We start from the raw sequence: 12,119 nt of genomic DNA on the forward strand, positions 1-12,119 counted from the left end.
CGACACCCGTTTCAGATTGAAACTCTTGGATCGGCGATGCCATAGAGGACATCGACCAGAAGGTTGACCACGACGAAGATGCTCGCCATCAGAAGCACAAATCCCTGCACCGGCGCGTAATCGGACGACAGCAGCGCATCGAGTGCGTAGGACGCGACTCCGGGCCAGGAGTAAACCTTCTCCACCAGCACATTGGCGCCGAGCATGGTCGAAAACACGATGCCGGCGATGGTGATGACGGGCAGAATCGCATTGCGCAGCGCATAGGTGACGACGATGCGCCACCACGACAACCCGACCGAGCGCGCCGTGCGCACGAAATCGCTGCCGAGCGAAACCAGCATCGAGGCGCGGGTGATGCGCGCCAATGGCGCGATCACGAACAGCGCCATCGTCACCGCAGGCAAGATCAATTGGCGAAATGCGACCCACCAGCCGTCGAGATCGCCGGCCAGCAGGAAATCGACGGTCAGAAAGCCCGTTCGCTGTGGTGGCAGCGAGGTGAAGACATCGATGCGGCCGGTCGGGTCTGGCGCGAGACCGAGCAGGTAGTAAAAGACGTAGATCAGCAAAAGCCCCGACACAAAGGTCGGTACGCAGACCCCGAGCGCGCAAAAAAGCCGTACGCCGTGATCGACGAACGAACCGGGCCGCAAGGCCGCGATCACTCCGAGTGGCACCGCCGACAGCAATGCAAGCAGCAGCGCCGTCAGCGTCAGTTCGAGAGAGGCCGGCAGCCGCTCGCGCAAATCCGTGGTGACCGATTGTCCTGTCATCAGCGACTTGCCGAGATTGCCGCGTCCGACGTCGTAAAGGTAATGCACCAACTGCTCGGGGATAGGCTTGTCCAAACCCATCTGCTTGCGGATGACTTCGATTTCTTCCTTGCCGGCATTGGGCCCGGAGGCAAAGAACACCGCGGGGTCACCGGGCAGGACTCGCATCAAGAGAAAGGTGAAGACCAACACGCCGAACAGCGCGGGCAATGACGACATGAATCGCCGTGCCGCCCGTACGATCGTTGCGCCAAAGCCCTTCATCGCGACCTTGCGAGCTACTTGCGACTAAGGTCGCGGTAATCGACCTGGCGGTGGAATTGATAGGTGTAGCCGTCGAGCGATTTGGCCATCACCGCGTCCTGAGCCGGCTGCCACAACGCGATCTGCGGCATGGTCTCGACATGGATCGCGTTCAGCTTCAAGCTCTCTTCGTCGTACTTCGTCTTGTCCGGCTCGAAGCGCGCCTGCTGGGCAAGTGCCGTGAGTTCGGGATTGTCGATGCTGGCATAGTTCCAGCGCTGATTGCCGGTGTAGAAGTTGCGATAGAAATAGTCTGTCGAAGGCAACCAGGCGACGATGCCCTCGGTAAAGAACGGAAGCTTCTTCTCATTGATCTGCGTCGACATCTGCGCGTCCGGCAGCTTCTGGATATCGACCTTGATACCGATCTTGCCAAGCGATTCCTTGACCAGCGCCGCCATCGGCTCCGCGGTCGAGGCCTGACCCACGTTGAAGCTGAAGGTCGTCGAAAAGCCATCCGACATGCCGGCGGCTTTCAGATATTCCTTTGCCTTGTCGAGATCGAGCTTGACCGGCTGCGGGAACGGAAACGCACTCGTGGTCGGCTTGCCGTCCTTCCATTCCGAATTGAACAGCGGCGTGCCACGCCCGAACAAAGCGGCCTTGAACATGTCGTCGTAGGGCAACGCAAAGGCAACCGCGCGCCGCACGTTGATATTGTCAAACGGCGGAATCGTGTTGTTCATCGAGATGAAGGTCACCGCATTATATTGCGGTGTCGAGATCACCTTCAGCGTGCCCTTGCTCTCCAGTGATTGGACGTCGCTGGCTTGCAGATCGATGGTGATGTCGGCATCGCCGCGCTCGACCAGATTGGCGCGCGTCGCCGGCTCCGGCACGGTCTGGATGATCAATCGCTTGAACGATGCTGCTTTCTCGGGCGTGCCGCGATTCCACGCTTCGTTGCGCTTCATGATCACCTGCTCGCCGGGCTTGAAGGTCTCGATCACGTAAGCCCCGCTGCCGGCGGTATGTTCCTTGAGCCAGGCGATCGCCCAGGGATCGTCTGTCGTTGCGTTCGCCTTCGCGAGTTTGGAGTTGATGATGATCGGATAGACGGTGGCGAGATTGGGCAGCGCCAGCTTGTCGGGCTTCGGTAGCGTGACTTCGAATGTCAGCGGGTCGATCACCCTGAACTGGTCGGCGCTGGTCATCGATCCCGTCAGCAACTGTGCCTTGCCGAGCACGGGCGCGGTCACGGCGCGATCAAGTGACCATTTGACGTCTTCGGCCGTCACCGGCGTTCCGTCCTGGAATTTGGCATCCTTGCGCAGATGGAACGTCAACTTCAAACCGTCGGGGCTGACCTCGTAGGATTCGGCGAGCTCGCCGGTGATCTTGTCGAGATCGAACACCCATTTTCCGTTGAGTTGTTTGCGGCCGAACGACACCAGCCGATCGTAGGTGGAAAGACTCACGGCAAATGCCTCGCGGGTCGAACCGGGCACGTTCGGATCAAGGGTGTTGACGGTCGCGCCCATGACATAGCGCAGCGTTTCCGCGCGGGACTGCGCCGAAACCGGCTCGGCGCGAAACGAAAGCGCGAGCGCCGTGAACCCCACCAGCGTAAGACCAACCATCCGACCGCGCATTGTCCTGATCCCCTGAATTCAACCCGAAATCCGCCCGGATAACCTGGGCTCATCTCATTGTGCATTTAAGCAAATTGCGCGCCAAGCAGCATTTTGCCGCTTGTCGCGTTTTGATCCTGACGTCGACGATTTTCGAGCCATTTGGGCCGATTGCCGCCAACGACACACGTCACCCTGCCCGATCCGGCCGAGGGATCACCGCCTGCGGCACATTGTAGGCCCTGAACGAATTCCAGTGCCGCTCCAGGTCGGCACGGAACAGCCCTCGGGTCAGGCCATGGACCAGTTTCGGGATCGCGGTTGTCATGGCGTTGATCGAGGAGCCCGACGGACCGAAACTCATGGTCGAGGCGAACGCGAACAGGTGGATATTGCCGATCCAGGGCGTCTTGCCGGCAACGCGCTCGGTGAATGCATAGTCGTCGGCAAGATACGGGTAGAGGCCGAGCCGCGGACTCTGTTCGTCGTGCGGCGGCTGGTAGCGATCAGCCCAGGTCGAAATATTGCCGGCGAAATTCTTCAACTCACGGCGCTCGGCAAGATCGATCTCGGTGCCGGCGCCGCTGATGACAAAATCGACGTGGAATGCGCCGCGCGGCGTGCGCAGCTCGATCTTCTCGCTCATCTCGCGTGCGCTCTCGATCGGCGATCCCTCATGCAGGTGGAAATTGGGAAATCGCGCGCAGCGGTCATATGTCGCCTGAGGGAAACCTTCGCGCAGTTCGAGGATGGCGCGCATGAAGCGCCAGCGCCAGGCATCGTCAAGATCACAGAAGTGACGCAGGAAGCCACGGAACGTCAGCCACCGATAAGGCTGGATCACCTGGATTTCAGGACGGCGGCACAGCAGATGCACCTTCGCCGCGCCGGCCTCGAGCGCCATCGCGGCGTTGTCGAATGCCGTTGCGCCAGCGCCGATCACGGCCACGGCTTTCCCGGCGAGCGCGGCGAAATCGATCTCGTCGGAGGCGCGAGCCACGCGCGTGGGCGGCAAATGCCGCAAGGGTTCAGGGATCGCCCAGTTACCCATCGCCTCCTGGCCCGTCGCAAGCACGATCTTGCGTGCATAAAGCGTTTCGGTTGCGCCATCACATACCACTGTTGCTGCGAGCATTTCGTTCGCCGCCGGCGCGACCTCCAGCAATTCGCGCCCGTTGCGCACGGAAAGGCCGACGGCATGCCTGAACCAGAGCAGATATTCGGCCCAGCGTTCACGCAGGATCAGATCGAGCTTCCGCCAATGCTCCTTGCCGAACCGCGCCTCGTGCCACGATTGATAGGTCAGGCTCGGGACATCGAGATCGGGTCCGGTGAAATCCTTCGGGCTCCGCAGCGTGTGCATGCGCGCGTAAGAAAGCCACGGCCCTTCCTGGCCTTCGCAGGCCTTGTCGATGACCATGATATTGGTGACCTGCGAGCGCTTCAGGCCGAAGGCGATGGCTAAACCCGATTGCCCGCCGCCGACGATCAACACATCCAGTGCGGGCTTTCCATCCGGCCCTGTCTTTGGTTCCAGCCATGGCGCCGACGGATGCGAGGTCTTGGCGAGGTCATTGCGCACCTGTGCCTCCAGCGCGGCCAAGGCTTCGGTGGCGTCCAGATCTCGCGGATTCGGCTCAGGCGGCAAGCCAGCCTCCGTCGACCGGCAGAACGCTGCCGGTCGTAAAGGAAGACGCATCGCTTGCGAGATAGAGCGCGGCCTCGGCCACTTCCTCTGGCTTTCCGAAGCGCTTCATGGCGTGGCGGTTGCGCGAGGTTTCGCGTACCGCTTCCGAATCCGCATGCCTGGCATAGCTCCGCTTCAGCATCGGGGTCTCGATCGCGCCGGGCGCAATCGCATTGATGCGGATTCCATCGCCTGCGAAGTCCACCGCCATCGTCCTGGTCAGACTGATGATGGCGCCTTTGGCCGCGATATAGGCACTGTTGTCCTTGCCGCCGGCGATCGCCAGTTGCGACGCGACGGTGACAATCGAGCCGTTTCGCTGTCGCTGCATCTGCGGGATAGCTGCGCGCGCCCAGAGCCAGGTGCCGCCGACATGGGCGCGAAACACCGCATCCCAATCCGCGGGATCGGTGGTCAACACGGTGCCGCCGCAGGACCAGCCGGCAGCTAGCATCAACACATCCAGCCGACCGGACCGAGAAACAACCTCTTCAACCGTTGTCTTGGCAAACTCAAGCTCTCCGACATCGCCCTGATGCACCGAGCCTTCACCCTTGATGTGACCGATAGCGTCGCGTGTTTCCCGTAATCCGGCCTCATCGCGGTCGACCAGCGCGACACAGGCGCCTTCACGGGCAAACAACAGCGCGCTGGCGCGGCCGATGCCGGAGCCTGCACCTGTAACAATGGCGACGCGGTCTTTCAGACGCATGTCACATCCCTTCTCCGTGACGACGCCACCAATCATTCAAGTCCCTGACGGAATCCGCGCAGCCATAGCGGGCCCGCCAGCCGAATTCGTCCGCCATGCGCGAAATCGAGAGTGGCGCGCGATCGGCGTCGCTATGCAGATCAACGTTCGGAACTTCGCCAGAACCAGCAAGGCGACAGACGAACCCGGGATTGAGCGCGGCAAGGTATTGCCCCCATTCGAGCGCGGTCCACTCGTGCCCCGTCGATATATGGTAAAGGCCGTGCCTTGGCTTTTCGGCTTCCACCAATACGGCGACCGCATCGGCGACGTCCGGCGCGTAGATCCAGTCACGCACGCCCGGGCGCGACAGCACAGCTTCTTGTCGTTGCCGCAAAGCCGCAACGATCTGCGATTGCGGGCTTAGGGTATCACGAACACCAGTGGCGCGTTCCCACGGCCCGAACACGCCGCTCAGCCGCACCGAAATGAAATCAGCCTGCCATAACCCAGCCAGCCGGGCCGCCACTCTTTCGGAAGCGTGCTTGGTGATGGCATAGAGCGAGACCGGCTCGCACGGCAACTCTTCGTCGAGAAGTGTGTGGCGGAAAGCCGCCGCACCAAACGCCGATCCCGACGACAGGTTGATGACTCGCCGCACACGATAGCGATGCGCGGCCATCAGGATCGGAACCTGCGCCATCAGGTTCACTTGAAGGATCGATTGCGGATCGCTGGCCTCTCGCGCTGGACCGGCCGTGATCGCGGCGCCGAGAATGATAACATCGAAGCCACGCGCGATGATCGTCTCGACGACTCGCGACTCCCTGATATCGCCCTCAACCACGCTCAACCCGTCGCCAAAGCCCGCGAAGGCTTCTACCGCGGCGCGCGGCAGGGCCTCGCGGTCGAACAAGGTCACGCCATGGCCGCGCGCCAAGAGCGCGGAAGCGATATTGATCCCGACGAAACCTGTCCCACCAAAGATCAGAATATTCAATGCCGCAAGCCCCCGTGCTTCAAAAACATCTAGAACAGCTTCGCGCCAAAGTTCGTTTCCGGGTCCATGTCCGCAACCATCCGGCCCGTGGGCTTGGCGGCTTCGCCGCCAGTGCGCGCGAGGAACTTACCTGATCCCGGACCAGCCATCCGCTTGCCATCGTCGACGACGACCCGCCCGCGCGATAGCACCGTGACTGGCCAGCCGCGCAGCTTTCGGCCGGCGAAAGGCGTATAGCCGGTCAGATCATGCATCATCGCGTCCGACAGTGTGACTTCGCGCGCGGGATCCCAGATCGCGATGTCGGCGTCGGCGCCGATCGCGATCGAACCCTTGCGGGGATGCAGGTTGTAGATTTTTGCAGGGGCAGTCGCCGTCAGTTCGACGAACTTTTCCAGACCCAGACGTCCCTTCGACACCATCGCGTCGAACAATAGCGGCAACCGCGCCTCCAGCCCCGGCAGGCCATTCGCGACCTGCTTGAAGTTCGGATTGGGGCCGGCGCGCAACTTGCCGGCTTCGTCGAAACGATAGGGCGCGTGGTCGGACGAAATCGTCTGGAGATCACCCAGCGCCAGCGCCTGCCACAACGCGTCCTGATCGGCCACCGTGCGCGGCGGCGGGCTGCACATCCACTTCGCGCCTTCGGCGCCGGGCTTGTCGAGATCTTCCGCTGTGAGAAAAAGATATTGCGGACAGGTCTCGGCGAATACTTTCAAACCCTCGCCCCGCGCCTGGCGGATCACTTTGGCGCCTTCGGCGGTCGAGACATGGAAAATCATGATCGGCTGGTCGACCAGCGCCGCCATGCCGATCAGTCGATTGAAGGCATCGGCCTCCGAAAAACGGGCATGGCTGATCGAATGATATTTCGGATGAGTATAGCCGCGGGCGAGCAGCCGTTTGACCATCCAGGCAATGATGCCGTGGTTCTCGGCATGCGCGCACAGCATCGCGCCGGACTCGCGTGCTGCGACAAGAATATCGAGCAGCGGCTCGTCGTCGATCTTGAGCCGGTCGTAAGTCATGAAGATCTTGATCGAGGCATGCCCCTCCTTCACCAGTTCCGGAATGTCATGCGCGAGCGTCTCCGGCGTCGGGTCGGCGATGATCATGTGGAAGGCGTAATCGATCACTGCGCCTTTTCGAGCCAGCGCGTGATAGTCGCTCACCACCTGCGGCAAATGCATGCCGACATGCTGGGCCGCAAATGAAATAACGCTGGTCGTGCCGCCGAACGCCGCCGAGGTCGTCGCGCTCTCGAAAGTGTCGGCATTCATGATACCGGCGGCTGAAAGCTGTTCGATATGCGCGTGGCTGTCGACACCGCCGGGCAGAACCAGCTTGCCCCGTGCGTTGATCTCGCGCCGGCCGGCCGGCAGGTTGCGGCCGATCGCAGCGATGGTTTCGCCGGCAATGCCCACATCCGCTTCGAAAACGTCGGAAGCAGTCGCCACGCGTCCACCGCGGATCACGAGGTCATAAGCGGGTTCGGCCATCAGATTCTCCAACAATAGCGACGGCCAGCGAGACAAAAGCCGCATTCGAAACCTTGCAAACTATGCTAATAGCTGCAAGCCAGTTGCAAGGAAGAGAGCTATGTCCCGCCCGCGCATCCTCGTGATCAACCCCAACTCCAACACCACCGTGACCAAGGGGTTAGAGGACGCGCTGAAGCCGCTCAATTTCGCCGACGGGCCTGAAATCGCCTGCACCACGCTCGCGGAGGGACCCTACGGAATCGAGAGCCAGGCCGACGTCGACAGCGTCGCGATGCCGCTGCGGCGGCTGATCGAAAGCGACAATAGCGCATCCGCCTTTGTCATCGCCTGCTACAGCGACCCCGGCCTTCATGTGTGCAGGGAAGGCACCGACCGGCCGGTATTCGGCATTGCCGAATGCGGCGTATTGACCGCGATGACGCGGGCCGAAACCTTTGGCGTCATCGCCATCGCGCAACGCTCGATCCGCCGGCACATCCGCTACTTGCGCCAAATGGGGCTAATGGACCGGCTCGCCGGCGAGCGACCGCTGAATATGAGTGTTGCGGAGACCGCCTCCGGCGAAGGAACGCTTGCGAAGATGATCGAGGTCGGACGCGCCCTGAAGGAAGAGGACGGCGCCGGCGCCATCGTCATGGGCTGCGCCGGCATGGCACGTCTGCGCCGCGGCCTGGAAGATGCGCTCCAGATTCCCGTGATCGACCCGACCCAGGCCGCCACCGCCATGGCGCTTGGCACGGTGCAGCTTTCGCGGAACTAGGGCGCGGGCTCGCCATCGCACGGCCACTACCCGATTGACGCAAATGGGACGACGGCAAGCTCATTCGCAGCGAGCCTGTCGTAGCGGCGCGCGACGCGAACGCGATGGCAGAATCTGTCCGGTTTTTGTCATGGCTGGCATCTAGCCGCGGCGATACCCTCGGACCTGTCGATTTCGCTGCCGACCAGGAGGGTCCGATGAGCAACAGGTTAGTCCTGATCGTTGCGCCGCCGCTTGCGACCTTGCAGGACGTGACCGGAGCCTGGGAGGTGTTTTGTCGCGCCGAACTCTATGCGCCCGGCACTTATGATGTCGCCCTCGTCTCCGCCGGAACCGAGCTGGTCGTTGAAACCAAATTCGGCTTGAAAATCATCTGCGAACGCTCAGTCCATGAATACCAGGGCCCCGTTGACACCGTATTGGTGGCGGGAAGCGAGCAAGGAGTCTCGGGTCAGGCGGACCCCGCATTCCTCGATTGGCTGCAGCACGCTTCAAGCCGCACCCGTCGCATGGGATCGATTTGTACCGGGGCTTTTTACCTGGCGCACGCCGGTCTGCTTTCCGACCGTCGGGCGACCAGCCACTGGCGCCAACTGCAAAAGCTCGCCGGCGAGTTTCCGGACGTCACAGTCGATCCGGATCCGATCTTTGTGCGTGATGGAAATGTGTACACGTCGGCCGGCGTCACCGCAGGAATCGACCTGGCGCTTGCGTTGGTGGAGGCGGACTGCGGACACGGCGTCTCCCAGGCCATCGCCCGCGATCTCGTATTATTCCTTCAACGCCAATCCGACCAGCCGCAGCTCTCAACGGCGTTGGCCCAGCGCATGGCCGATCGTGACCCGATCCGGCATCTGCAGCGGTGGGCCCCGGACAATCTGCAGGCGCTTGCCACCGTCGAGGACATGGCGGCCTACGTTCACATGAGCCCGCGAAACTTCGCCCGGCTGTTCAAGCTGCAAACCGGCGTCACGCCCGGCCACTACATCCGGCAACTTCGCCTGGAAGCTGCGCGGCGTCGAATGCAGGAGCTGAGCGGGAACGCCGAGGCGGTTGCCGCTCAGGTCGGCTTTGGCAGCACGCGGTCGCTGCGGAGGTCCCTGCGCGGCAATGCGCGATCGGGGCACCACAAGGCTTGAAGCAGACGCGAATCTTTTTTTCGTTTCCAACAGAGAGGACGTCATCATGACTGACCAAAGAGAAGACTTGAACCCCAGTCGCCGCGCCGTGGTGCAGCTGGCTGCCGTCGGACTGACGGCTGGCCTCTCCACAACGATGGGAGGCAAAGCCGCCGCCGAAACCGCGATCAAAACCGTTCCCGAGGCCTTTGCGCCACTGCGCGACAAACCGCTCAATATCGGCGTGCTGATGTTCCCCGATATGGATCAGACCGACGTCACGGGGCCCCTGGCTGTCCTGAGTCGTTTGCCAAATGCAAAGGTGCACGTGATCGGCACCGAGAGGGGCCCGTTCCGCGACAAGCGGGGCCTGATCCTGACGCCGGAGATGACGCTGGATGAAGCGCCCTATCTCGACGTCCTGCAGGTGCCCGGCGGCCCCGGTCAGCAGGCATTGATGAACAACGAGCCCTTACTGGCATTCATTCGCGACCATGCAGCCTCGGGGCGGCCGCTGTTCTCGGTGTGCACCGGGGCGTTGATTTGTGGTGCTGCCGGTGTTCTGAAAGGCCGCCGGGCGACGACGCATTGGGCATCTTTCGACCTGCTGCCTCAGTTCGGGGCCACGCCGGTCCGGGAGCGGGTAGTCGTGGATGGCAATCTGGTGTCCGCCGCCGGCATCACAGCAGGCATCGATGGGGCGTTGACCATGGCGTCCCTGCTGCGTGGGGACGCAGCCGCCCAGGGCATCCAACTCGACATCCAATACGCGCCGGAACCGCCGTTTAATGCCGGCGTTCCCGAGACCGCGCCGCCGGAAGTGCTGGCCGCCGCAAAAGCAGGTTACCAGCCAATCACCGAGGCCCGCCTGAAGACAGCGCGCGAGGTTGCCGTTCGACTGGGTATCGCTCCCCGCTCATGACCCGGTAGCAGGCCGATGGCGTTGCGGCTGCGGCCTCTCATATCAAACTCACGCATGACCGGCTGCGACGGCTCTTTCCCGTCGCGGCCGTGTTTGCTCTTCGTCGTCTAGCTGCTTTTTGCCGGCTCACTGTCCTCGGCGCGCGCCGTCCATTCGGCGTGGGTCTCGCGAACCATCGTGAATGGCTCGCGCTGATAGCTGTAGAGATTGCCGAACAGGCGGCCGATCGGCCGGTAAGCGGCAAAATCGACGTACATATTCTTCGCATCGAGCAGTCCTTCGCGGGCGTGAACGCGCAAGACTTCGCCCACCATCAGTTCGCGTCCCGGTCCGAATGCCAGCGAAACGGTGCGCCTGCATTCCAGCGCAAACGGCGCGGCCGCAAGACGCGGCACCTTGATGTCGACCGACGGCGCCGTGGCAAGCCCAAGTGCACTTACCTCGCTTTCGCCGGAAGGAAAATCGACAGCGCAATCGTTCATCGCTTTCGCCAGCGCCTCGTCCACCATCTGAACCACGAATTCACCATCGCGCTCGATATTGCGCGTGGTGTCCTTGGGCGTGCGGTCGGGCTTGTGCTGGAGACCCAGCACAATCAGCGGCGGATCTTCTGAAAAGACGTTGAAGAAGCTGAACGGCGCGGCGTTGACGGCGCCATTGACGTCAAGCGTTGTCACCAGCGCGATCGGCCGCGGCACCACCACGGCGCACAACAGCTTGTAGCGATCCTGCCGGGATAGATCTTTGAGCAGAAACCCCGACATCGGGCTATATCAAGCTTCCGGCGGCGGAACGGCGCCGACGCGGCTGGTGATCAAACCATAGTGCTCGATGCGACGATGCCGGGCAAAGTCGAAAATGGTCTTCTTGCCGAAGACCGTCGCGTCGAGATCGCAGGGGTGAACCAGCAATTCGTCGTCTTCGGTCTTCGCTTCCGCGACAATCTCGCCGTTGGGATCGACAATCAGGCTGCCGCCGATCAGCGGAAATCCGTCCTCGACGCCGGCCTTGGCGACGGCAACGACCCAGGTCGCATTTTGATAGGCCCCGGCCTGAACCGAGAGGCGATTGTGAAACAGCCGCTTTTCCGGCCCTTCCTCGCTCTTCTGCGAATTGACCGACGGCGTGTTGTAACCCAGCACGACCATCTCGACGCCTTGCAGCCCCATCACGCGATAGGTCTCCGGCCAGCGGCGGTCGTTGCAGATCGCCATGCCGAAAATGCCACCCAGGTTGCGCCACACCGGAAAGCCGGTATCGCCGGGCTCGAAATAGCGCTTCTCCAGATGCTGGAACGCCCGCTCCGGATCGAACTCGGAATGGCCGGGCAGATGCGTCTTGCGGTACTTGCCGACGATCTTGCCGGACTTGTCGGTGAGAATGCAGGTGTTGAAATGATGCCCATCCGGCGTCCGTTCGGCATAGCCGAAGCTCATCGCGATTTGGTACTCGGCGGCGCGGGCAAACAGCGGCATCGTCGCCGCATTCGGCATCTCGCGCTCGAACCAGGCGTCGACCTCGGCCTGGTCCTCCATGTACCAGCGCGGGAAAAACGTGGTCAGCGCCAATTCGGGATAAACGATCAGATCGGCTCCGCGCGCCTTGGCTTCATCCAGCAGCGCAATCATGCGCGGGATGACAGCCTGGCGGCTTTCGGCGCGCTGAATGGGGCCCATCTGGGCAGCCGCAACGGTGATGACACGCATGGATGGGTTTTCCGGTTGCTGTTATTTCGCGCTGCAATGACCAAAAACCGAGCACGTTTTTGCACCGCAAATTCACGTCACCA

General features: G+C 62.1%; 11 protein-coding genes. 3 read left to right on the plus strand and 8 right to left on the minus strand.

Annotated features, from left to right (window positions below):
• Positions 1–11: 11 nt before the first annotated feature.
• From BUA38_RS11580 to hydA, 6 genes are all read right to left on the minus strand, one after another.
• The gene (locus BUA38_RS11580) at positions 12–1,040 is read right to left on the minus strand and encodes an ABC transporter permease (RefSeq protein ID WP_072818047.1); all 1,029 of its coding nucleotides are present in this window, start codon (positions 1,038–1,040) and stop codon (positions 12–14) included.
• Between the two features lie 14 nt (positions 1,041–1,054).
• Complete coding sequence (locus BUA38_RS11585; RefSeq protein ID WP_425304975.1) at positions 1,055–2,659, minus strand: ABC transporter substrate-binding protein; 1,605 nt, start codon at positions 2,657–2,659, stop codon at positions 1,055–1,057.
• 181 nt (positions 2,660–2,840) lie between these two features.
• Positions 2,841–4,298, minus strand: coding sequence for a flavin-containing monooxygenase (locus tag BUA38_RS11590; protein ID WP_244553240.1), 1,458 nt, complete (start codon positions 4,296–4,298; stop codon positions 2,841–2,843).
• Entirely contained in the window at positions 4,288–5,049 is a 762-nt protein-coding gene (locus BUA38_RS11595) for an SDR family oxidoreductase (RefSeq protein WP_072818049.1), read from the minus strand. Before BUA38_RS11595 ends, BUA38_RS11590 begins: the two co-directional genes overlap by 11 nt.
• A gap of 1 nt (position 5,050) precedes the next feature.
• Positions 5,051–6,028, minus strand: a complete 978-nt coding sequence (locus BUA38_RS11600) for an NAD-dependent epimerase/dehydratase family protein (RefSeq protein WP_072818050.1) — start codon at positions 6,026–6,028, stop codon at positions 5,051–5,053.
• 29 nt (positions 6,029–6,057) lie between these two features.
• Positions 6,058–7,527 (minus strand): dihydropyrimidinase, encoded by a 1,470-nt coding sequence (hydA, locus tag BUA38_RS11605; protein WP_072826043.1) that lies wholly within the window; start codon positions 7,525–7,527, stop codon positions 6,058–6,060.
• 100 nt (positions 7,528–7,627) lie between these two features.
• On the opposite strand from hydA, the gene BUA38_RS11610 reads away from it, so the two are divergent.
• From BUA38_RS11610 to BUA38_RS11620, 3 genes are all read left to right on the plus strand, one after another.
• Entirely contained in the window at positions 7,628–8,290 is a 663-nt protein-coding gene (locus BUA38_RS11610; protein ID WP_172806017.1) for an aspartate/glutamate racemase family protein, read from the plus strand.
• 242 nt (positions 8,291–8,532) lie between these two features.
• Positions 8,533–9,429 carry a GlxA family transcriptional regulator gene (locus tag BUA38_RS11615; RefSeq protein WP_172806018.1) on the plus strand — a complete coding sequence of 299 codons (897 nt, stop codon included), beginning with the start codon at positions 8,533–8,535 and terminating at the stop codon, positions 9,427–9,429.
• Positions 9,430–9,658: 229 nt separating this feature from the next.
• The gene (locus BUA38_RS11620) at positions 9,659–10,330 is read left to right on the plus strand and encodes a DJ-1/PfpI family protein (protein ID WP_072826045.1); all 672 of its coding nucleotides are present in this window, start codon (positions 9,659–9,661) and stop codon (positions 10,328–10,330) included.
• Between the two features lie 107 nt (positions 10,331–10,437).
• Here the strand turns inward: BUA38_RS11620 and BUA38_RS11625 are convergent, their stop codons facing one another.
• Both BUA38_RS11625 and BUA38_RS11630 read right to left on the minus strand, forming a co-directional pair.
• Positions 10,438–11,094: a flavin reductase family protein gene (locus BUA38_RS11625; RefSeq protein ID WP_072818052.1), complete on the minus strand. Its 657-nt coding sequence runs from the start codon at positions 11,092–11,094 to the stop codon at positions 10,438–10,440.
• A 9-nt stretch (positions 11,095–11,103) separates the two neighbouring features.
• Complete coding sequence (locus tag BUA38_RS11630; protein ID WP_072818053.1) at positions 11,104–12,036, minus strand: N-carbamoyl-D-amino-acid hydrolase; 933 nt, start codon at positions 12,034–12,036, stop codon at positions 11,104–11,106.
• Positions 12,037–12,119: the final 83 nt, after the last annotated feature.

The organism is Bradyrhizobium erythrophlei, from assembly GCF_900142985.1.
GTDB lineage: Bacteria > Pseudomonadota > Alphaproteobacteria > Rhizobiales > Xanthobacteraceae > Bradyrhizobium > Bradyrhizobium erythrophlei_B.